At 65.5% G+C, this 21,236-nt stretch carries 22 protein-coding genes; 13 read left to right on the top strand and 9 right to left on the bottom strand.

What is annotated here, in order from left to right; genetic code table 11:
• Nucleotides 1-15: 15 nt before the first annotated feature.
• Entirely contained in the window at nucleotides 16-210 is a 195-nt protein-coding gene (locus GNX71_RS05220; protein WP_056575522.1) for a DUF2905 domain-containing protein, read from the bottom strand.
• Nucleotides 211-219: 9 nt separating this feature from the next.
• Complete coding sequence (hisN, locus tag GNX71_RS05215; RefSeq protein ID WP_206177338.1) at nucleotides 220-996, bottom strand: histidinol-phosphatase; 777 nt, start codon at nucleotides 994-996, stop codon at nucleotides 220-222.
• 111 nt (nucleotides 997-1,107) lie between these two features.
• On the opposite strand from hisN, the gene GNX71_RS05210 reads away from it, so the two are divergent.
• Nucleotides 1,108-1,500, top strand: a complete 393-nt coding sequence (locus GNX71_RS05210; RefSeq protein ID WP_206177337.1) for a DUF5329 family protein — start codon at nucleotides 1,108-1,110, stop codon at nucleotides 1,498-1,500.
• A gap of 12 nt (nucleotides 1,501-1,512) precedes the next feature.
• Here the strand turns inward: GNX71_RS05210 and GNX71_RS05205 are convergent, their stop codons facing one another.
• From GNX71_RS05205 to GNX71_RS05185, 5 genes are all read right to left on the bottom strand, one after another.
• Nucleotides 1,513-2,382: an ABC transporter permease gene (locus GNX71_RS05205; protein ID WP_206177336.1), complete on the bottom strand. Its 870-nt coding sequence runs from the start codon at nucleotides 2,380-2,382 to the stop codon at nucleotides 1,513-1,515.
• Nucleotides 2,379-3,248 (bottom strand): ABC transporter ATP-binding protein, encoded by an 870-nt coding sequence (locus GNX71_RS05200; RefSeq protein WP_206177335.1) that lies wholly within the window; start codon nucleotides 3,246-3,248, stop codon nucleotides 2,379-2,381. Before GNX71_RS05200 ends, GNX71_RS05205 begins: the two co-directional genes overlap by 4 nt.
• 59 nt (nucleotides 3,249-3,307) lie before the next feature.
• Nucleotides 3,308-4,318 carry an ABC transporter substrate-binding protein gene (locus GNX71_RS05195; RefSeq protein WP_206177334.1) on the bottom strand — a complete coding sequence of 337 codons (1,011 nt, stop codon included), beginning with the start codon at nucleotides 4,316-4,318 and terminating at the stop codon, nucleotides 3,308-3,310.
• Nucleotides 4,319-4,344: 26 nt separating this feature from the next.
• Nucleotides 4,345-5,238 (bottom strand): TauD/TfdA family dioxygenase, encoded by an 894-nt coding sequence (locus GNX71_RS05190; protein WP_206177333.1) that lies wholly within the window; start codon nucleotides 5,236-5,238, stop codon nucleotides 4,345-4,347.
• Nucleotides 5,239-5,949: 711 nt separating this feature from the next.
• Nucleotides 5,950-7,062, bottom strand: a complete 1,113-nt coding sequence (locus tag GNX71_RS05185; protein WP_206177332.1) for an SAM-dependent methyltransferase — start codon at nucleotides 7,060-7,062, stop codon at nucleotides 5,950-5,952.
• 35 nt (nucleotides 7,063-7,097) lie between these two features.
• On the opposite strand from GNX71_RS05185, the gene GNX71_RS05180 reads away from it, so the two are divergent.
• From GNX71_RS05180 to GNX71_RS05140, 9 genes are all read left to right on the top strand, one after another.
• Entirely contained in the window at nucleotides 7,098-7,874 is a 777-nt protein-coding gene (locus GNX71_RS05180; protein ID WP_206177331.1) for an SDR family oxidoreductase, read from the top strand.
• 21 nt (nucleotides 7,875-7,895) lie between these two features.
• A complete protein-coding gene (locus tag GNX71_RS05175) occupies nucleotides 7,896-8,273 on the top strand; it encodes a dihydroneopterin aldolase (protein WP_206177330.1) in 378 nt (125 codons plus the stop codon).
• A gap of 52 nt (nucleotides 8,274-8,325) precedes the next feature.
• Nucleotides 8,326-9,267 carry a tRNA 2-thiocytidine(32) synthetase TtcA gene (ttcA, locus tag GNX71_RS05170; RefSeq protein ID WP_206177329.1) on the top strand — a complete coding sequence of 314 codons (942 nt, stop codon included), beginning with the start codon at nucleotides 8,326-8,328 and terminating at the stop codon, nucleotides 9,265-9,267.
• A gap of 46 nt (nucleotides 9,268-9,313) precedes the next feature.
• The gene (locus GNX71_RS05165) at nucleotides 9,314-9,958 is read left to right on the top strand and encodes a DUF4136 domain-containing protein (RefSeq protein WP_206177328.1); all 645 of its coding nucleotides are present in this window, start codon (nucleotides 9,314-9,316) and stop codon (nucleotides 9,956-9,958) included.
• A 21-nt stretch (nucleotides 9,959-9,979) separates the two neighbouring features.
• Nucleotides 9,980-10,624 (top strand): histidine phosphatase family protein, encoded by a 645-nt coding sequence (locus tag GNX71_RS05160; protein ID WP_206177327.1) that lies wholly within the window; start codon nucleotides 9,980-9,982, stop codon nucleotides 10,622-10,624.
• A 119-nt stretch (nucleotides 10,625-10,743) separates the two neighbouring features.
• Entirely contained in the window at nucleotides 10,744-11,451 is a 708-nt protein-coding gene (locus tag GNX71_RS05155; protein ID WP_206177326.1) for a Crp/Fnr family transcriptional regulator, read from the top strand.
• A gap of 70 nt (nucleotides 11,452-11,521) precedes the next feature.
• Nucleotides 11,522-12,271, top strand: coding sequence for a 2OG-Fe(II) oxygenase (locus tag GNX71_RS05150; protein WP_206177325.1), 750 nt, complete (start codon nucleotides 11,522-11,524; stop codon nucleotides 12,269-12,271).
• Nucleotides 12,272-12,279: 8 nt separating this feature from the next.
• A complete protein-coding gene (locus tag GNX71_RS05145; protein ID WP_206177324.1) occupies nucleotides 12,280-12,990 on the top strand; it encodes an AzlC family ABC transporter permease in 711 nt (236 codons plus the stop codon).
• Nucleotides 12,987-13,262: a hypothetical protein gene (locus GNX71_RS05140; protein WP_206177323.1), complete on the top strand. Its 276-nt coding sequence runs from the start codon at nucleotides 12,987-12,989 to the stop codon at nucleotides 13,260-13,262. Before GNX71_RS05145 ends, GNX71_RS05140 begins: the two co-directional genes overlap by 4 nt.
• A gap of 19 nt (nucleotides 13,263-13,281) precedes the next feature.
• On the opposite strand, the gene GNX71_RS05135 is transcribed toward GNX71_RS05140, so the two are convergent.
• A complete protein-coding gene (locus GNX71_RS05135; protein ID WP_206177322.1) occupies nucleotides 13,282-16,449 on the bottom strand; it encodes an efflux RND transporter permease subunit in 3,168 nt (1,055 codons plus the stop codon).
• The gene (locus GNX71_RS05130; protein WP_206177321.1) at nucleotides 16,446-17,621 is read right to left on the bottom strand and encodes an efflux RND transporter periplasmic adaptor subunit; all 1,176 of its coding nucleotides are present in this window, start codon (nucleotides 17,619-17,621) and stop codon (nucleotides 16,446-16,448) included. The genes GNX71_RS05135 and GNX71_RS05130 overlap by 4 nt, the downstream gene beginning before the upstream one ends.
• Nucleotides 17,622-17,877: 256 nt before the next feature.
• On the opposite strand from GNX71_RS05130, the gene GNX71_RS05125 reads away from it, so the two are divergent.
• The 3 genes from GNX71_RS05125 to GNX71_RS05115 all read left to right on the top strand — a co-directional run bounded on the left by GNX71_RS05125 (nucleotide 17,878) and on the right by GNX71_RS05115 (nucleotide 21,217).
• Nucleotides 17,878-18,333 (top strand): hypothetical protein, encoded by a 456-nt coding sequence (locus tag GNX71_RS05125; RefSeq protein WP_206177320.1) that lies wholly within the window; start codon nucleotides 17,878-17,880, stop codon nucleotides 18,331-18,333.
• Nucleotides 18,334-18,422: 89 nt separating this feature from the next.
• Entirely contained in the window at nucleotides 18,423-19,790 is a 1,368-nt protein-coding gene (gene miaB, locus GNX71_RS05120; protein ID WP_206177319.1) for a tRNA (N6-isopentenyl adenosine(37)-C2)-methylthiotransferase MiaB, read from the top strand.
• A complete protein-coding gene (locus GNX71_RS05115; protein WP_206177318.1) occupies nucleotides 19,790-21,217 on the top strand; it encodes an ATP-binding protein in 1,428 nt (475 codons plus the stop codon). The genes miaB and GNX71_RS05115 overlap by 1 nt, the downstream gene beginning before the upstream one ends.
• The last annotated feature ends 19 nt before the right edge of the window (nucleotides 21,218-21,236 follow it).

The following is a 21,236-nucleotide window of genomic DNA, read 5'->3' as shown; positions in this document are numbered from 1 at the left end:
CGGTTTTTCTTTTCTCTACAAAAGGCGGGCCACCAGCGCCGCGATCATGCTGAGCACCACGGTGCTCGCAATCGGCAGCTGCCAGTCGCGGCCGAAGGCGCGAAACTCGAAATCGCCGGGCAACCGTCCGAAACCGAAGCGGCGCAGCCACGCGGTCAACCCGCTCATGAGCACCAGTGCAAGGACGACGACGATCAGCCAGCGGAACATGGAGACAGTCTAGGCCGCGAGGACGGCCATGGCTTGTCGGTGAAGTTCGGGCGTTGCGGCCGCGATGACCCTGCCGTCGGACTTCAGGTTGAGCGGCTGGCCCTGCCAGTCGGTGATGACGCCTCCCGCGGCCTCGATCAGGCCGGCGGGGCCGAGATAGTCATAGGGCTGCAGGCCGGTCTCGACCACGAGGTCGATGGTGCCGCCCGCCAGCTGGGCGTAGCCATAGCAGTCGCCGCCGAAGCGGCGCATGGCGCACTGGCGGCTCAACCGGTCGAATGCCTGCCAGTCGGCGGGCGCGAAGATGTCGGGCGAGGTGGTGACGATGCGGGCCTTGGCCACCTCGGTGCAATTGCTCACGTGCACCGGCTGGCCGTCGCGCGTGGCACCCTTTCCAGCCTCGCCGATCCAGCGCTCCTTGAGCACCGGCATGTCGATCATGCCGAGCACCACGCGTGCGCCCTGCAGCACGCCGATCAGCGTGCCCCACAGCGGCGAGCCGGTGATGAAGCTGCGGGTGCCGTCGATCGGGTCGAGCACCCAGATGCGCTCGGCGTCCAGCCGCTCGGGGCCGTGCTCCTCACCGTAGATGCCATCCGCCGGCACGCGCACACCGAGGATCTCGCGCATCGCCGTCTCGGCCGCGCGGTCGGCCAGCGTGACGGGGCTTTCGTCGGCCTTGGTGATGATGTCTAGCGGCGTGCGGAAGTGGCGCATCGACAGCGCCGCGGCCGCATCGGCCAGCGCCTCGGCAATCGGCGACAGATCGGGAGTGGAAGAGCTCATGGGGGAGAGTGAACGCGTGCCAAAAGTGCGATTAGACCCGAGCCGGCGTCGGTTTGACACGACAACGGCTGTCGCCCTAGCATGGCGCGAAAATTGCCAGGGACAGAACCAATGGCCGCCTTCAGATTCCTGCGCACTGCGCTCCTCGCCCTCCTGCTGGGCGCCTCGGCCGTGCTGGCTCAGGCCACCCCCTCCGACGCCGAGGAAAAGCTGATCGACACGCTGATCCAGCGCGTCTCGAAGATGAGCGCCATGGTGTTCCTGCGCAACGGCAACGAATACAACGCCGCCGATGCCGCCAAGCACATGCAGGCGAAGTACGACTACTTCAAAAAGGAACTGGTCACGGCCGAGGACTTCATCGACCGCTGCGCCTCGCGCTCCGAGATGACCGGGCAGGCCTACAAGGTCAAGCTCACCAACGGCGCGGTGCGCGACGCCAACGAGTTCCTGAACAGCGAGCTGCGCATGCTGCGGCAGCAGGCGAAGAAATCGAGCAGTTGAGCCGAAGGCTCGTTAGCGCTGCTGGCCCCAGCGCCGCACGGTCAGCCGCTCCAGCGTCTTGAACCCCAGGCTTTCCACCAGCAGGCCGATCAGCACCACCATCGCGAGGCCCGCGAACACGCGGTCGGTGTAGAGCTCGTTGCGGTTCTGGAAGATGTACCAGCCCAGGCCCCCCTTGCCCGAGGACGCGCCGAACACCAGCTCGGCCGCGATCAGCGTGCGCCACGCAAAGGCCCAGCCGATCTTCAGGCCCGAAAGAATCGACGGCAGCGCGGCCGGCACCAGGATCTGCAGCACGTAGCGCAGGCCCTTGAGCCCGTAGTTGCGCCCGGCCATGCGCAGCGTCTCGGGCACGCCCTGGAAGCCCGCATAGGTGTTGAGCGCCAGCGGCCACAGCACCGAATGGATCAGCACGAACACCAGGCTGCCGCGGCCGAGGCCAAACCACAGCAGCGCGAGCGGCAGCAGCGCGATGGCGGGCAGCGGGTTGAACATCGACGTCAACGTGTCCAGCAGGTCGCGGCCGATCTGCGTGGACACCGCGAGCGTGGTGAGCGCGAAGGCCAGCAGCACGCCCGCGAGGTAGCCCTGCAGCAGCACGGCCAGCGAGATGCGGACCTTCTCGATCAGCTCGCCGCTCGCGAGCCCGTCGAACAGCGCCGATGCGGTGGCGGTGAAGGTGGGCAGCAGCAGGTCGTTGTTCTGCCAGCGCGCCGCGAGTTCCCAGAGCACGGCGATCACGACGAGGATCAGGCCCTTGCGGACGCCCGCCTGTGCCCAGATGCGTGCCGGCAGCGGCAACGTGCGTTCGAGCGGGACTTCGGTGAAGGGCTCGAGCGTGCGTTCGTATTCGGGTCGGATCGGCGGGACGATGGCGCTCATGCCGCGGCCTCCGCATGTTCTTCTTCGAACAGCATGTCGTGGATGCGCTGCGCCGTGCTTTGAAACTCGGCGCCGCCCAGGCTCGCGAGCGAGAAGCCATGGCTGTTGACCTCGGCGCGCATGCGCCCCGGATGCGGCGACAGCAGCGCCACGCGGTTGCCCACCACCAGCGCCTCTTCGATCGAGTGCGTGACGAACAGCAGCGTGAAGCGCACCTCGTCCCACAGCTCGAGCAGCTCCTGCTGCATCTTGCGGCGCGTGAGGGCGTCGAGCGCGGCGAAGGGCTCGTCCATCAGCAGCACGCGCGGCTGCATCGCGAGCGCGCGGGCAATCGCCACGCGCTGCTTCATGCCGCCCGAGAGCTGGTGCGGATGCACGTCCGCGAACTTGGCGAGGCCCACCTTGTCGAGGTAGTGCAGCGCGCGCTCGGCCGCTTCCTTCTTGCCGAGCGTGCGCGATGCGAGCAGCGGGAACATGACGTTCTGCTTCACCGTCTTCCACGGCGGCAACTGGTCGAACTCCTGGAACACGACGATGCGGTCGGGGCCGGGCTGCGTCACGCGCTGGCCGTCCAGGCGGATCTCGCCTTCGACCGGCGCAATGAACCCGCCCACCGCCTTCAGCAGCGTGGACTTGCCGCAGCCCGAGGGGCCGAGCAGCACGAAGCGATCGGCGGCGTGGACGTCGAAGCTCACGCGGTGCGTGGCGCGCACGACGCGCTCGGGGGTGCGGTATTCGAGGCTGACGCCGTCGACCTGCAGCAGCGGCGCGAGGTCGTTCTTTGGGTCTTGCTCCCTCCCCTCCCGGGGGAGGGCTGGGGTGGGGGCAGACGGCGCCGGCTTCGTCACCGCTCTGCCCGCCCCCATCCCAACCTTCCCCCAGAGGGGGAAGGAGTCAACCCCCGAAGACGCCTTCGCCGTGCTCATCAGTTCCCCGAAGCGTTCTGCGCATCGTCGAAAAAATAGTCCTTCACCGACGCCGGCTTGTTCTTGATCGCGCCCACCCGGTGCATGAACTCCGCCAGCGTATAGGTGTTCTGCGGCGTGGTCTTGAACTGCACTTCGGGGTTCTTGATGATCTTGAGCAGCAGCTCGCGGTCGAGCTTGGCGTTGCTCACCTTCAGGTAGATGTCGGCGGCCTTCTCGGGGTTGGCCGTGACGAACTTCGCCGCCTCGTCGAGTGCATCGACGAACGCCTTGTAGGTCTTGGGGTTCTCGCTGCGGAATTTCTCGGTGGCGTAGAGCACCGTGGCCGAGGCCGGACCGCCGAGCACCTGGTACGAATTGAGCACGATGTGCGCATTCGGATTGCCCGCGAGTTCCTGCTCCTGGAACGGCGGATTGCCGAAGTGGCCCGTGATCTCGGTGCCGCCCTTGATGATGGCCGCGGCTGCGTCCGGATGCGGCAGCGCCACGCTGATCTTGTCGAGCCGGTTGAATTCCTTGTCGCCCCACAGCTTGGCCGAGGCGAACTGCAGCACGCGCGACTGCACCGACACGCCCACGGCGGGCAGCGCGATGCGGTCCTTCTCGGTGAAGTCGGCGATCGTCTTCACGTTCGGGTTGTTGCTCACCAGGTAGTACGGGAAGTTGCCCAGCGACGCCACGCCCTTGACGTTCTGCTTGCCCTTGGTGCGGTCCCACAGCGTGAGCAGCGGGCCCACGCCGGCGCCCGCGATCTCGATGTTGCCGGAGAGCAGCGCATCGTTCACCGCCGAGCCGCCCGAGAGCTTGATCCACTCGACCTTGGCATCGATGCCCGCGGCCTTCGCGTGCTTCTCGATGAGCTTCTGCTCCTGCGCGACGTTGAGCAGCAGGTAGACGATGCCGAACTGCTCGGCAATGCGGATCTGGCCCTCGGCGTGCGCCGCGAGGCTGCCGGCGAGGAGACCGAGACCGGTGACGAATGCAGCGGCCTTGCGTGTGAAACGGTTCATGGAAAGCGGTCCGGGAAAAAGAGGAATCAGAAAGGCGTGTCGCCGACGATGGTCGTGCGGTTCAAGCGGCGGCGCAGGTGGTCGGGCGTGCCGGCGGCCAGATGCATCAGCGAGCGGTTGTCCCAGAACACCAGGTCGTGCGGCGCCCAAGTGTGGCGGTACACGAACTCGGGCTTCACGCTGTGCGCGAACAGCTCGGCCAGCAGCGCATCGCTTTCGTCCTGCGGCAGGCCGACGATGCGCGTCGTGAAATGCTCGCTGACGAACAGCGCCTTGCGGCCCGTCTCCGGATGCGTGCGCACCACGGGCTGCACGGCGGGCGCGACCTGGTCGATCTGCGCCTGCGAGAGCTTGGGTCGCCAGGGGTTCTTGGCGCGCAGTTCTTCGTACTTGGCAAGGTAGCTGTGCTCGGCCTTGAGCGGCAGGATGCGCTGCTGCAGATCGGCTGGCAGCGCTTCCCATGCGAGGTGCTGGTCGGCGAAGAGCGTGTCGCCGCCTTCGCTCGGCAGCTCTTGCGCGTGCAGCAGCGAGCCGAGGCTGGGATGGGGCTTGTACGAGATGTCGGAGTGCCAGTAGACGCCTGCATCGCCCAGGCCGATGGGCTCGCCGTTCTCCTTGATGTTGGAGACGATCAGGATCTCGGGATGGTTCTTGAGCTGGAACTGGTGCAGCACGTGGATTTCGAGCGGGCCGAAGCGGCGGCTGAAATCGATGTGCGCTTGCGGGGTGATCTGCTGGTCGCGGAACACCAGGACGTGGTGGTCGAGGTGAGCGCGGTGGATGCGGGTGAAGTCTTCTTCGTTGATTGGCTTCGAGATGTCGAGGCCGATGATTTCGGCGCCGACCGGGGCGGGGAAGGGGCGCACTTCGAAGTGCTGCGTGGGGGCCCCGACATCGTTATGAGAGAGAACGGCAGTCATGCCGGGAATGTAGGGGCCGGGGACTTCTTTCCCAACGAACTCTTCGTTGCTAGCTTATGACCTGTTTTTTGTTTTTTTGTTTTTGGGTCGGAGGTCGGGTCTCGCCCCGACGGGCGACTCACTTTCTTTTGCTTCGCCAAAAGAAAGTAAGCAAAGAAAAGGCGACCCTGCTGTCTGCGTCCCTCCGCTTCGCTGCGGGCAACCTGCGGTGCTCACGTTTCGCGGGGTCTCGCCCAAACTCGCTTCGCTCAAACAAGGGCGAGCCCTGATCCGCGAAACGCTCCGCTCCTCGGCGCAGCCAGAAGGGCTTGGGAGACCGACACGCCATCGCTGCGCTCGGCGGCTCAATGCTTTACGGGCCTTTGCTTCGCTCGGCCTGGATTGGCTCCCTCTCCTTTTGGGAGAGGGCTGGGGTGAGGGCACCGCGGCCGAGCGAAGCAATGGCCCGTTCGGTGCCCCCTCCCCTCTGGCTGCGCCGAGGAGCGCAGCGTTTCGCGGACAAGGGCTCGCAGCTGTTTGAGCGAAGCGAGTTCTGCGAGACCCCGCGAAACGCGAGCACCGCAGGTTGCCCCGTAGCGCAGCGAAGGGGTCGCAGACAGTGGGGTCGCCTTTTCTTTGGCTACTTTCTTTTGGCGAAGCAAAAGAAAGTAGCTCGCCCGCCGGGGCGAGACCCGGCCTCGGGAAGAAAACTAAATAGCAGAAGCTGAAAAGTCACAGCGTATGACTGCGGTCGCCCTCGGCAAACCCCATCGCATCCCAAGGCTCACCAACCGCAAAGCCCACCACCTTGAAGAGCTCCCCCATCTCATGCTCATGGATGAGCCGAGCCGCCATCGCCCGCTCAGCGACCGAGCCCTGCTCCATCCGAGAAACCAACCCGCAATTCAGCAGAAATCGCGCCTGGCTCGTATAGCCCAGCACCTCAAGCCCCGCATCCTGCCCCGCAACCGCAATCCCGGTGAAATCGACATGCGCCGTGATGTCCTTGTAGCCCACGTCGGCCAGCGGATCCCCATCCGCCTGGTGCGCGCGATGGCACATCACCGTGCCCATGTGCCGCTGCGGGTGGTAGTACTCGCTCTCGGGAAACCCGTAGTCGATGAGAAAGGCCGCGCCCTTCTCCAGCCGGTCCGCCAGCGTGGCGATGAAGGCCTGGGCCTGCGGATGAATCTCGGTGAGGTAATCGTGCTCCCCGGGCACGTCGACCGGCGGCCGCAGATCGGTCGCACGATCGGCCCAGCTCCAGCCATCGTTGCCCGCATTGCGCACCACGCCACGCTCGAACCACTGGCCCTTCACGCGCGCCAGCAGTTGCACGGGCATCGCATCGAGCACCTCGTTGCCGACCACGACGCCCTGCATCTTTTCAGGCAGCTCGCCAAGCCATTCGACACGGTCCGCATAGCGCACCAGTGCCTGCTGCTGCCGCTCCCGCAAGGTACCGGAGAGGTCGACGATGCGATAGCGCACGTCGCTGCGCCCCATCTCGTCGAGCGCATGCAGCAACTGCACCGCGAGCGCGCCGGAGCCGGCGCCGAATTCCCAGACGGTGTCGGTGCCGGTCTTCTCCAGCGCCTCGGCCACTTGCGCCGCGAGCGTCTGGCCGAACATCGGCGTGAGCTCGGGCGCGGTCACGAAGTCGCTGCCCGATGAGGGCATGTGGCCGAACTTGGCCGAGGTGTTGGCGTAATAGCCGAGGCCCGGCGCATACAGGGCGAGCGCCATGAAGCGGTCGAAGCCGATCCAGCCGCCCGCGCGCTCGACGGAGCGGGCGATCAGGTGGTCGAGGGCGGTGGGTAAACTGTTTGGAGTCTTGGTCGTCACCCCCCCATTCTCCCTCTGTCCCTCTCTCTCGTCGCATGAGCACCGCCTCCCTCTCCCCCATCCGCCGCACCGTCCTCGTCACGGGTGCGGGCCGACGGCTGGGCCGCGAGATCGCGCTGGCGCTGGCCGCGGGAGGCTGGCAGGTGGCGGTGCACTACCGCAGTTCGCGCGCCGAGGCCGAGAAAACCGTCGCCGATTGCGCCGCGCTCTCGGGCGACTCGGCGCTCTTTGAAGCAGACCTCGAAGACGAGCACGCCACGCGCGCATTGCTGTCACGCGTCGCCGCGCGCTTTCGCACCGTCGATGCCGTGGTCCACAGCGCGGCCCTCTTCGAACACGACGACACCGCCAGCTTCAGCTACGCGCTCATGGAACGCCATGCACGCAGCAACACCGGCGCAGCCATCCTTCTTGCGCAGGCGCTGCACGACCACTTGGCGCGGCGCGATGCGCAGGGCGCAGTGGTTCACCTGCTCGACCAGAAGCTCTGGAACCCGAACCCCGATTTCCTGAGCTACACGCTCTCCAAGGCCGCGCTCGAAGCCGCCACGCCGATGCTCGCGCTGGCCCTGGCGCCGCGCGTGCGCGTGGTGGGCGTGGCGCCCGGCCTCACGCTGCCCAGCCACATGCTGGACGACGACAAGTTCGCGCAACTGCACAAGCTGTCGCCACTGGGCCGCTCCTCCACGCCGGCCGACGTGGTTGCCACCGTGAAGTTCGCGCTGGAGAACGGCTCGATCACCGGCACCACGCTGCTGGTGGACGGCGGCCAGCACCTGATGAAATTCGAGCGCGATTTCTCGCTCATGTGAAGAACGACTGCGAGCACCACCATGTCCTCCTCCCACACCCACGGCCGCCAGACCCTCACCCTGCTGGGCCTGCGCTTCAACGCCAACCTGGGCATCCTCGACCACGAGAAGGTCGCGCCGCAGCCGATCCAGGTCGATGCCGAACTGAGCATGGGCCAGCAGCCGCTGCTGCCGCAGGACGACGACATCTTCCACGTACTCGACTACGGCAAGGTGCGCCTGATCATCATCGACGAGTGCACGGCCGAGCACGTCAACCTGCTGGAGAGCCTCATCGGCAAGGTGGTGCACCGCCTGCTGCAACTGCCCGGCGTGCTGGGCGTGCGGGTGAAGATCGCCAAGCTCGAAATCTTCGACGACTGCGAAGTGGCGATCCGCATGGAAGCCGGGGAATGGTGATCCAAGGCAAAATCGGGGTCCTTTCCCCCGATTTGCCTGAAGTAGCCCACCAATGAACGCCGTCTGGATCGACGAAGCGCCTTCTGACGCCACGACCGTCGCCGCGCCCACCAACTCGCTGAAGATCGAACGCGAGACGCACAAGCTCGAGAAGCGCCTGTGCCGCGAGGTCGGCCGTGCGATCGTCGACTACAACATGATCGAAGAAGGCGACAAGGTCATGGTGTGCGTCTCGGGCGGGAAGGACAGCTACGCGATGCTGGACATCCTGCTCAAGCTCAAGGCGCGCGCACCCATTCACTTCGACATCGTCGCGGTCAACCTCGACCAGAAGCAGCCCGGCTTTCCTGAAGAGGTGCTGCCCAAGTACCTGAGCGAGCTCGGCGTGGCCTTCCACATCGAGAACCAGGACACCTACAGCATCGTCAAGCGCGTCATTCCCGAGGGCAAGACGACCTGCGGCCTGTGCAGCCGCCTGCGCCGCGGCATCCTGTACCGCGTGGCGGACGAACTGGGCGCCACCAAGGTCGCGCTGGGCCACCACCGCGACGACATGCTGCAGACCTTCTTCCTCAACATGTTCTTCGCCGGCAAGTTGAAGAGCATGCCGCCCAAGCTGGTGAGCGACGACGGCAAGCACATCGTGATCCGACCGCTCGCCTACGTGGCCGAGAAAGACCTGGTGCGCTGGGCGCAGCACCGCGAATTCCCGATCATTCCGTGCACCCTCTGCGGCAGCCAGGAGAACCTGCAGCGCAAGCAGGTCGGCGAGATGCTGCGCGAGTGGGACAGGAAGCACCCCGGCCGCGTGGAGAACATGTTCACCGCGCTGCAGAACGTGGTGCCTTCGCACCTCCTGGACGGAACGCGGCACGACTTCAAGGGTCTGAAAGCGACGGGCGTGGCCGACGACGAAGGCGACAAGGCCTTCGACACGCCCTCCTACGACTTGCTCTCCCAGGCACCCGCAGCCCTTCGCATCGTCCAGGGCTGATCGGCTACCCAGGGGAATTTTGGGCATCGCTGCCCGGAGACCCTTTATGAAACGTGCTTCTCTCGCTCTGCTTTTGGTAGCAGCAGCAACAGCAACCCTCAGCGGCTGCGCCACCTCCTGGGTGGTCGACAGTGACGTGAAGAGTTTTTCGTCGATCGGCACCGTGCCGCCCGGCGCCACCTACCGCTTCGACCGCCTGCCCTCGCAGCAGGCAGACACCGCCCGGCAGGATTCGCTCGAGGCGATGGCCGCCGCCGCGCTCGAAAAAGTGGGCCTGCGCCGCGACGACGCCAAGCCGCAATACAGCGCGCAGATCGGCGCCCGCGTGACCGCCGGCCTCTCGCCCTGGGCCGACCCGTGGCTCTTCGACGGCCCCTGGGGCTACGGCTACGGCGGCGGATACGGCTACGGCCGCCGCTTCTACGGCGGCGGCTGGTACGGCGGCCCGGCGTACTTTCCACCGGCGGCCAACCCCTGGTACGAACGCGAGGTGAGCATCGTGCTGCGCGAGGCCGGCTCGAACCGGGTGGTCTACGAAACCCGGGCCCGCAACGATGGGCCGTACAACGCGAGCGCGGCGATCCTGCCGGTGATGTTCCAGGCCGCGCTGCAGGGCTTTCCGAATCCGCCGCAGGGCGAGCGGCGGGTGAACATCGACCTGGCCACGGCGAAAACGCCGGCCGTGAAATAGCGCACTTCTAGAATCGAGCGGATGCAAGAAGCCACCCGTTTGATTGCCGTTCGCCACGGCGAGACCGCCTGGAACGTCGACACCCGCATCCAGGGCCAGATCGACATCGGACTCAACGCCACCGGGCTCTGGCAGGCGCAGCGGGCCGGCCAGGCGCTGGCGGACGAGGACATCGGCGTCATCTACGCGAGCGACCTCTCCCGCGCCTGGCAGACCGCCGAGGAAATCGCCAGGCCACATGGGCTTGCCGTGCAGCCCGAGCCGCGCCTGCGCGAGCGCGCCTTCGGCCACCTCGAGGGCATGAGCTTTGCGGAAATCGAGTCGATGCTTCCCGAAGACGCCAAGCGCTGGCGCGAGCGCGATCCCGAATTCGAACCCGTTGGCGGCGAAAGCCTCTTGACCTTCCGCGACCGCGTCACGCGCGTGGCCGCCGAGCTGGCGGCGCGCCATCCGGGCCAACTGGTCACGCTGGTCGCCCACGGCGGCGTGATGGATGTGCTCTACCGCGCCGCCACCCGCCAGGAACTGCAGGCGCCGCGCACCTGGCAGCTCGGCAATGCGGCCATCAACCGCATGCTGTGGACGCCGGAGGGTTTCAGCCTCGTGGGGTGGAGCGACATTGCCCATTTAGCGACGGGCGATACGCTCGACGAGACGACGGCCTGATGCGCTGTCCCGCAAATAGCCACACAAAAAATGAAATTGCGCCCTTCAACTCAAGGCAAGGCGCAAATCGCAGAAATCTCCGCAGGGATCACGAGGATTTTTTGCAACGCATCTCCTGAATGAAAAGAATAAATTCCGAATCCTCGGCCTATGCCAGTTGGGATGCCTCCCTGGCCCTCTCGACCCCATGGATCGAAGCTACGCACTTGGGCAGCGTCGTCAGTTTTGCAACCGGGGACGTGCTGGCCCGCGAAGGGGAGCGGCACAATTATTTTTATCTTCTTCGGTCAGGATTTGTTCATTCGACAATTCAACGAAGCAATGGCGCCGAATTTCTGCTCGAGATATTCGGGCCGGGTGCAATTTTTGGCGAAGGCCCGGCATTTGCGAACAGGCCCCGCCCGACCACGACGCGGGTGGTTGCGCCCGCAATTCTCAGCCGATATCTCCCTGCGGATATCACCCGGAAATTCTCCACCATGCCCGAGCTGGCGTCCTCGCTCATTCAGCTTCTCGGTTTCAAGAATCAAATGATTGTTGAAAAGCTTGCGGGTGTTGCGGCGGAGCCTAAAGAACGGGTGGTTGATTTGTTGTTGCGTATTGCACGATTGCAATCGAACAGCGAATTTTCATCGACACTGGAATCAAAGGATTTTCAAGTCGATCTCACGCACGAGAAAATTGCCGCAATGACCGCATTGAGCCGGGTCACCGTCACAAGGACACTGAACGCGCTGTCGAAACAAGGGGTCATCGAGACCCGGGCCAAGCAGGTCATCATCCACGATGCTTCTGCGTTACGTCGTTTGCACTACAAAAATAGTTAACTCTTTGTATACCGGGATACCACGAAAACCCTAACTTGACGCCATTATCACCCTCGCAATCGAAGAGGAAATGATGTCAGAGTTAAACAAGTGGGTGGTTGAGGATATCAACCGCACGACGCCGAACCTCGCGGCGATAAAGAAATTCTCAACCGGGGACCGTGCAGGCCTGCGGTTCGAGAATTTTCTACAGGAATATCAAATCGACCTGATATTGCATGCCATTTCAAAAATCGGCATCGAATATTACGAGGGCGACGACAAGGCGGGTGGTGTTGTTCGCAAAGGAAAACTCGGGCCCAACTTTTTTCGCTTCAAATCGGATCACGGCGAATATTTTCGTCGGACACGCATTTTTGAAGAAATATTCGACCAGCATATTCTGGGCCTCGTCAATTTCTTCCCTCGTGTCCAGGAGGTGGCGTCGAAGATGTTTTCCCTGGGTCCTGGGGTTGCCGAGCACGAAGGCAGGCGCATGATGAATTTCACCGTGCGCGTCTTGCCGGAAGCGCCGATTCATCGGGACTGGATGCCGGGCGAAGACTCCGGACTTTCATTTGCACCGCAAATCAAAGAGCAGTTTGCGTGGAACATTTATCTCAAGACGCCCAAATCCGGAGGGCAGACACGAATCTATAAAGAGCAAGACCCTGCGCGCGTCGGCAAGGAAAGCGAACATTTCGAGGTGGCTCCCCGCGTCGGAGATTTGATCATTTTCCGCACCACGTACGCCCACGAGGTATTGCCGAGCGACGGAGAACGACTGACCCTTTCCGGTTTTTTCGGAACCACCACTGAGAAACTCCTGTTCTGGGTCTAAGGGTTTCGATGGAAAAATCCCTGTCCGCACCCATGGGAATTTCGCATGGCTGGATTGCGGCGCTGCCTTTCATTCCCAAGGTATTGGTATTCGGCCTTATTGTGGGCGTCGCCAGCAAGAATGCCGATTGGTCCTTGAATGAATTGATTCTTGCCGCCTTGAGCATCAATGCAGCCACCGCCCAATTGGCCGCGCTCGAATTCAACAATTCCGCGCATATTGGCGCACTGATTGCATTGACCGTCGGACTCAATGCAAAGCATCTTATTTTTACGGCATCCCTTTGGCCTTATCTGAGGAATTCCGGCAAATGGCGTGCGTGGCTGGCGGCGGCCATGGTGACCGACAGCAGCTGGACGGCATGCCACATCGCCGCCCAGCGTGGCCCGATCAACGTCAACTTCATCCTGGGCAATTCCTCCGCGCTGACCCTGGCGTGGACGGCCGGCTGCATCGCCGGATTCCAGTTCGGCGCCATCTTCACGCAGCAAATGCTGTATCGCTTCGGCATGGATGCGCTGGTTCCTCTCTCGATGGCGCTGCTGCTGCCCATCAGCCTTCGCAAGAATCCTCACCAACTGGCGCCCGTTGGCATCGGCGCCGTGGTCGGCCTGCTTTGCTGGTGGCAAACCGATCAGCAAGCCGCCGCGGTGCTGGTGGCGGGGCTGGCCGGCATGGCGTCCACGCTATGGATCAACAGGGGGAGAAGCCGAGCATGAATGCCATCGTCGTCATGGCGCTGGTCACGATTGCGATCCGCCTGTCGGGCCTGGGCGCCGCCCAATGGCTATCGCGTTGGCCGGCCGCCGAGATGGCCTTGTCGAACGCCGGCCCCAGCCTGATGGGTGCCTATCTGTTGATCCAGATCTGCATCGCGCCCACCTTGCTTTTGCCCGTGGTCGTCACCATGGCCGTGGTGTGGCGCTTCGGCGGACTGCAGATTGCCTTTCTCGCCGGTTGGCTGGCGCTGATGGCCGCGCGCCATCTTTGATGTCGAGGGGCGCAGCGGCTCAGGCGTGCGCCGCTGCGTCCCCGGCCACGCCTGCTTCGGCCTTCTTCGCCTCGCCCGGCAGGTCGACCATCGGCCCCGTGCCGCTGTAGCGGTCGAGCGCCAGGTAGATCGCGGGTGTGATGTACAGCGTGATCACCTGCGAGAAGATCAGCCCGCCCACCACCGCCACGCCCAGCGGCTGGCGCAGTTCGGCGCCGGCGCCGAGGCCCAATGCGAGCGGCAGTGCCCCCATCAAGGCGGCCAGCGTGGTCATGAGAATCGGGCGGAAGCGCAGCCGGCAGGCTTCGCGGATCGCATCGACCGGCTTCATGCCTTCGGTGCGCTGCGCATCGAGGGCGAAGTCGATCATCATGATCGCGTTCTTCTTCACGATGCCGATCAGAAGCAGGATGCCGATGGTCGCGATCAGCGTGAGGTCGAAGCCGAAAATCTTCAATGACAACAGCGCGCCCACGGCCGCCGACGGTAGCCCCGCCAGAATCGTCAGCGGGTGGATGTAGCTCTCGTACAGCACGCCCAGCAGCACATAGATGACCAGCACCGCGAGCACCAGCAGCACCGCCTGGCTCGACTGCGAACTCTGGAACACCGCCGCGTCGCCGCCATAGGTGGTGATGATCGACTGCGGCATGTTCAGCTCGCTCTTGAACTGATCGATCTTCGCGGTCGCGTTGCCCAGCGGCACGTCGGGCGCGAGGTTGAACGACACCGTCACCGCCTGCAGCTGGCCCTGGTGGTTGACCGAGGTCGGCCCCACGGTGCGGTTGATGGTCGAGAAGGCCGACAGTGGCACCAGCCTGCCGGTGGTGCTGCGCACCGAGAGGCGCGAGACGTCGTCCTCGAACTGGCGGTCGTTGTCGGCGGCCGAAAGAATCACCTGGTAGGTGTTGCTCGCCGCGTAGATGCTGCCGATCTGCCGGTCGCCGTAGGCGTTGTAGAGCGCGGTGCGGAGGTCCCCCACCGCCACACCGAGCACGCCGGCCTTGTCGCGGTCGATCTCCAGCGTGGCCTGCAGGCCGCGGTTCTGCGAGTCGCTGGTCACGTCGCGGAAGGCCGGATCGGCGCGCATGCGCTCCATGAGCCGCGTGGCCCACGGCACCATCTCGCCGGCGTTCACGCTCTGCAGCGTGTACTGGAAGCGCGCCTTGCTCTGGCGGCCGCCCAGGCGCAGGTTCTGCACCGGCTGCATGTAGACGGCGATGCCCGGGATCTCGCGAAAGCGCTGGCGCAATGACTCGAGCACCTTCGCCATCTGCGGGCGCTCGCTGCGCGCCTTGAGCACGGCGAAGAGGCGCCCCGAGTTCTGCGTGGCGGTGGGGCCGCCCACGCCGACGAAGGAGCTCACGTAGTCGACGCTCGGATCGTCCTTGAGCGTCGCGGCCACGCGGTCCTGCAGCACCTTCATGGCGGTGAAGGAAATGTCTTCGGCCGCCTCGGTGGTGATCTGGATCTGGCCGATGTCTTCCTCGGGGAAGAAGCCCTTGGGAATGGTGACGAAGAGCCAGGCGGTGACGACGAAGGTCAGGCCCGCCGCCGTCAGCATCACCCAGCGGTGCGCGAGCGTCCAGTCGAGCGTGCGCATGTAGTTGCTGTGCACCCAGCGGTAGCCGCGTTCGAAGGCGCGGCCGATCGCGGTGCCCGGCTCGGGGTGCTCTTCTTCGTGGTCGAGCGCGCCCTCTTCGCGCGGCACGTGCTTGAGCAGCCGGCTCGCGAGCATCGGCACCAGCGTGAGCGACACGATGGCCGACACCAGCACTGCCAGCGCCACCACCACCGCGAACTCGTGGAACAGGAGGCCGATGACGCCCGGCATGAAGAAGATCGGGATGAACACCGCCACCAGCGAGATCGAGATCGACACGATGGTGAAACCCACCTCGCGCGCGCCGCGCAGCGCCGCGGCGAAGGGCTCCATGCCCTTCTCGACGTAGCGCATGATGTTTTCGAGCACCACGATCGCGTCGTCCACGACCAGCCCCACGGCCAGCGTGATGCCCAGCAGCGAGACGTTGTCGAGGCTGTAGCCGAAGGCGTAGAGCAGCGCCACCGCACCGATCAGCGAGATCGGAATGGTCGCCGCCGGAATCAGCGTGGCCACCAGCCGGTGCAGGAAGAGAAAGATCACCAGCACCACCAGCGCGATGGTGCCCAAGAGCGTGAGCTGCACGTCGTGCACCGCCTCGCGGATCGAGAGCGAGCGGTCGTTCACCATCTGGATCTCGACCGACTGCGGCAGCTCCGCCTTGAAACGCGGGATGAGCGCGCGCACCGCGTCCACCACCTGCACGGTGTTGGCATTGGGCTGGCGCTGCACGGCGAGCGAGATGGAATCCTGGCCGTTGAAGCTGCTGGCGGTCTTCACCGATTCGAAGCTGTCCTCGATGGTCGCCACTTCGTCCAGCCGCACCGGCGCGCCGTTGCGCTGGCCGACGATGAGCTTGGCGAAATCGGCCGCCTTCACGAGCTGGCGGTTGGCCTGGATGGTGAGCGTCTGGCGCGGGCCGTCGAGCACGCCGACCGGCGTGTTGGCGTTGGCCGAATTCACCGCCTTGGCCAGTTCGTCGAGCGTGATGTTGCGCGCGTTGAGCAGGTCGGCATTCGCCTTGATGCGCACCGCGAAGGCCTTGCGGCCGTACACGCCCACCTGCGCCACGCCGTCGATGGTCGAGAGCGTGGGGGAGATCAGATTCTCGGCGTAGTCATTGAGCTCGGCCGGATTCATCGACGGCGAGATCAGCGCGATGAACAGCACCGGCGCATCGGCCGGGTTCACCTTGCGGTACGAGGGAAGCTGCGTGAGCTCCTGCGGCAGCTGGCGCTGGGCGCGCAGGAGCGCGGCCTGCACGTCGACGGCGGCGGCGTCGATGTCGCGGCTGCTGACGAATTCGAGCGTGAGCGAGGTCACGCCCTGCGTATTGACCGAACTGATGGTCTGCAGGCCCGGAATGGTCGAGAACTGCTTTTCGAGCGGCAGCGCGACCGAGGACGCCATCGTGTCCGGACTGGCGCCCGGCAGCTGCGCATTGACGTTGATGACCGGCGTGTTGTAGCTGGGCAGCGCCGCCACCGGGATGCTGAAGTACGCAAAGATGCCGACCACCACCACCGCGGCAGACAACAGCACCGTCATCGCAGGACGACGGATGCAGAGCTCCGAGATGTTCATGCGCGTTCCCGCTGCGGCGGCTTGATGTCCGTACCTTCGGACGAAGCGGCGCTACCCGGCGTCACGCCCGTGGTGCCGTTCGGTGCGGCGCCCGGCCCGCCCGTCTTCGCGTCGACGCGGACCTTGCCGCCCGGGCGCACGTTCTGGCTGCCCTCGATCACGACCTGCTCGCCCGGCTCGATGCCGCTCACGGCCACCTTGGTGCCGAAGGTGTGCAGCGTCTTCACCTTTCGGCGCGTGGCGGTCTTGGCCTGGTCGACCACGTAGAGCGAGGTGCCGTCGGACAGCATCATCAGCGCCGCGGCCGGCACCACCGTGGCGCCGTTGAGCGTGCGCACGGTGATGCGCGTGCCCACGAACTGGCCCGGCCAGAGGCCCTGGTCGGCATTGGCGAACACGGCCTTGGCGCGCACGGTGCCGATTTGCGGATCGACCGTGTTGTCGACGAAATCGAGCGAGCCGATGAGCGGCGTCTTGCGCCCGGCGACGAGCGCCTCGACCGGCGCCCGGTTGCGCGCGGCCTCCAGCAGGTCCTGCAGGTTGCCTTCGGGCACCGGGAAGCTCACCGCGATCGGGTCGAGCTGCGTGACGGTGACCAGCGACAGCGTCGGCTGCACCAGCGTGCCCGGGTAGATGTTGACGGCACCGATGCGCCCGGCGATCGGCGCGCGAAGGGTTGCATAGCCGAGCGCCACCTGCGCCGACTGCACGGCGGCACGGTCGGCCGCCACGGCGGCGCGTTGCGCCTCGAGCTGCGAGAGCGTGGCGTCGGCCGCGCTCTTGGCGATGAAGTTCTGCGCCACCAGGTCCTGGCTGCGCTTGTACTGGCGCTCCAGGTCGGCCATGGTGGCCTCGTCCTTCTGCTGCTGGGCGCGGGCGCGGGCGAGGTTGGCCTGGTCGTTGCGGTCGTCCAGCGAGAAGAGCAGCTGGCCCGCCTTGACGAACTGGCCTTCCTTCACATGGACGGTGCTGACGGTGTTGGTGACCTGCGGGCGCAGGTCGACGCTGTTGAGGGACACCACGCTGCCGTTGACCTGCACCGTGACCGGCACGTCCTGCTTTTCGGCGGTGGCCAGGGTCACCAGGGCAGGAGCGCCGCCGCCGGATGCGGCGCCGTTCCCCGGGGTCGCCGCCGTCTTCGCATTCTTTGCCCCGGCCTTGTCTCCGGACATGCTCCACCATCCGCCTGCGACGGCTACGATCAACACACCCGCAAGGGCAATGGCAGCATTTTTCTTCATGGGTTCTTGTGCACTTTGGGCTGACACTGGCTATTGAATCAGCGCCCGACTCACGGCGTTCATGGTTCCCGTAAAGAAATGTAAAGCAGGTCAACCGACAAGCCCGCGCTCAACCTGCTGTGGCCGGTGTGAAGGGGGCCATACCCCCTCGTTAAAATCGCCGCTCCACAGCCTCTGGATATACCCCATGAACCGCTGCAAGAAAACCACGAATGCCCTCACTTTCACCGCGCTGTGCGCCCTCGCCGCAAGCGCCGGACTGTTCTCCCTGCAAGCGAGTGCCCAGGACGAGGTTCCCCGCCCGCAGACCCAGAACGAATCGCTCAACGGCGGGCGCAACTTCCCCATCGGCACGCTGCGCGGCAAGTTCATGGTGACCAATGCGCCCGATGTCGAACTCGACGGCAACGCCGACCGGCTGGGCGCCGGCGCCCGCATCCGCAGTCCGCAGAACATGCTGGTGATGCCCGGCGCGATCATTGGCCAGAAGTACCTGGTGAACTACACCCGCGATGCCGCCGGCCTGCTGCGCGAGATCTGGATCCTCACGCCCGAGGAAGCCGTGGCCAGCCGCGAGTCGCTGAACAAGCCGCTGCTGAACATCTGGCCGTTCACCACGAACGACACCCTCAATACGCAGTAACCGCTGCAAGCAAGCAAGAAAGAAAGGCGGCGCAGGCCTTCCGCGCGCGCCGCGCCCTCCATTCCCGGAGGGCATCGAGAGAGCACCCCATGAAAAAAGTATTCATCAAGACCTTCGGCTGCCAGATGAACGAGTACGACTCGGACAAGATGGCCGACGTGCTGAACGCCGCGCAAGGCTACGAGCCGACGCAGAACGTGGAGGAGGCCGACCTCATCCTGTTCAACACCTGCTCGGTGCGCGAGAAGGCACAGGAGAAGGTGTTCTCCGACCTCGGCCGCGTGAAGCACCTGAAGGCCAAGGGCGTGAAGATCGGCGTGGGCGGCTGCGTGGCCAGCCAGGAAGGCGCGGCCATCATCGCGCGCGCGCCGTACGTCGACATCGTGTTCGGCCCGCAGACGCTGCACCGCCTGCCCGAGATGCTCAACGACCGCGAGCGCCTGAACCGCCCGCAGGTGGACATCAGCTTCCCCGAGATCGAGAAGTTCGACCACCTGCCGCCCGCGCGCGTCGAGGGCGCGACCGCCTTCGTGTCGATCATGGAAGGCTGCTCCAAGTACTGCAGCTACTGCGTGGTGCCCTACACCCGCGGCGAGGAAGTGAACCGCCCGCTGGACGACGTGCTGGTCGAGATCGCCGGCCTGGCCGACCAGGGCGTGCGCGAGATCACGCTGCTGGGCCAGAACGTGAACGCCTACCGCGGCCGCATGGGCGACACCGCCGAGATCGCCGACTTCGCGCTGCTCATCGAGTACGTCGCCGAGATCCCCGGCATCGAGCGCATCCGCTACACCACGAGCCATCCGAACGAGTTCACACCGCGGCTCATCGAGGCCTACGCCAAGGTGCCGCAACTCGTGAGCCATCTGCACCTGCCGGTGCAGCACGGCAGCGACCGCATCCTGATGGCGATGAAGCGCGGCTACACCGCCATGGAATACAAGAGCACGGTGCGCAAGCTCCGCGCCATCCGCCCCGACCTGGCCTTGAGCAGCGACTTCATCGTCGGCTTCCCCGGCGAGACCGACGAAGACTTCGCCAAGATGATGAAGCTCATCGACGACTGCCAGTTCGACAACAGCTTCAGCTTCATCTTCAGCCCGCGCCCCGGCACGCCGGCCGCCGCGCTGCACGACGACACGCCGCACGAGGTAAAGCTCGCGCGCCTGCAGACGCTGCAGCGCGTGATCGACGGCAACGTGCGCCGCTTCGGCGATGCGCTGGTGGGCAGCACGCAGCGCGTGCTGGTCGAAGGCGCCTCCCGCAAGGACGCGAACGAGCTGATGGGCCGCACCGCCTGCAACCGCGTCGTCAACTTCGAAGGCGATGCGCGCCTGGTCGGCCAGATGACCGACCTGCGCATCACGCGCTCGCTGGCCTACACGCTGCGCGGCGAAGTGGTGACGCGCGAATCGTCGCCAGCGCTGCAGCAGCCCGCCGTGGCGCTCGCCCACTGATGGCGAAGCGACCGTCGATCCGGGGCTCGTTCCAGCAGCTCCTGCTCTTTGCCTTTTTGCTGATCACCGCGCTCCTGGTGGGCGTGGCGCTGCGCTCGGTATTCCAGTACGACGCGCTCATGACCCAGAGCCGCGACGCCGCGGCGCGCGCGCTGCGCCTCTCGGGCGCGTCCCAGTCACTGGCCGAACGCAGCGCCGCGATGGAGCGCGCCGGGCGCCAGTCGCTGGTGCTCAACGACGCGGTGCTGCGCCGCCGCTTCGACGAAGCCGCCCGCGAATCGCACCAGGTGCTCGAACGGCTCGAGAAGAACGGCCTCTTGCCCGCCAGCATCGAGCCGTGGCGCGCGCAGCTGGGCGTGATCGAGGGCCTGATGAGCGGCAGCGCCGACAGCGCCCTCACGCGCGAAAGCACGATGGCGATGCAGTTTCGCGAGCTCGACACGCTCAACACCAGCCTCGCGCAGCAGGCCCAGTTCCTCATCGAGATGCAGAACGACGCGCTCGCCAAGCGCATCGAGAACGCGCGCCGCCGACTGATGCGCGAAGTGGTGGCCGCAAGCGTGCTGGCGGTGGTGCTGGCGCTGGCCTTCGGCATCTGGCTCGCGCGCCCGTTCAAGCGCATGGAGCATGCGATCGTCGGCCTCGGCCAGAACCGGCTGGACGAACCCATCGACATCCGCGGCCCGGCCGACGTGCGGCGCGTGTCGCAGCAGCTCGAATGGCTGCGGTTGCGGCTCACGGAACTGGACGCCGACAAGGCGCGGTTCCTTCGGCACGTGTCGCATGAACTCAAGACGCCGCTGGCGGCGCTGCGCGAGGGCGTGTCACTGCTCGAGGACGGCGTGACGGGTCCGCTGAACCCGGCGCAGCTCGAAGTGGCGCAGATCCTGAACCAGAACACCGTCTCGCTGCAGGGCCAGATCGAGGCGCTGCTGCGCTTCAACGCTGCCGCCTTCGAGGCGCGCGAGCTGCGCCGCGAACGCACCGAGCTGCTGCCACTGATCGAGGAGCAGATCGAGGCTCAGCGGCTGCAATGGCAGTCGCACGGCCTGCGCGTACGCGCCGAGGGCGAGCCGATCGCGATCACCGTCGATCGCACCAAGCTCGGCACGGCGATCGCCAACCTGCTGTCCAACGCGATCCGCTTCTCGCTGTCGGGCGGCGTCATCACCCTGGCCGTCTCGAGCACGCCGGAGGCGGTGCACATCGACGTCAACGACGCCGGGCCCGGCATTGCCGAGGGCGATCGCGACCGGATCTTCGAACCCTTCTTCCGCGGCGAACGCCAGCCCGAGCACACGGTGAAAGGCACCGGCATCGGACTTTCCATCGTGCAGGAGTACATTGCAGCCCACGGGGGCCGCATCACGCTGCAGCCTGGCGGGCCCGGTGCACGTTTTCGCATCGAGTTGCCGCGCACGGCCTGACCCTGTTGCCGACACGCCC

The sequence above is a fragment of the Variovorax sp. RKNM96 genome (assembly GCF_017161115.1).
Lineage (GTDB): Bacteria > Pseudomonadota > Gammaproteobacteria > Burkholderiales > Burkholderiaceae_C > Variovorax.
This window is presented reverse-complemented; position numbering and strand designations above follow the sequence as displayed.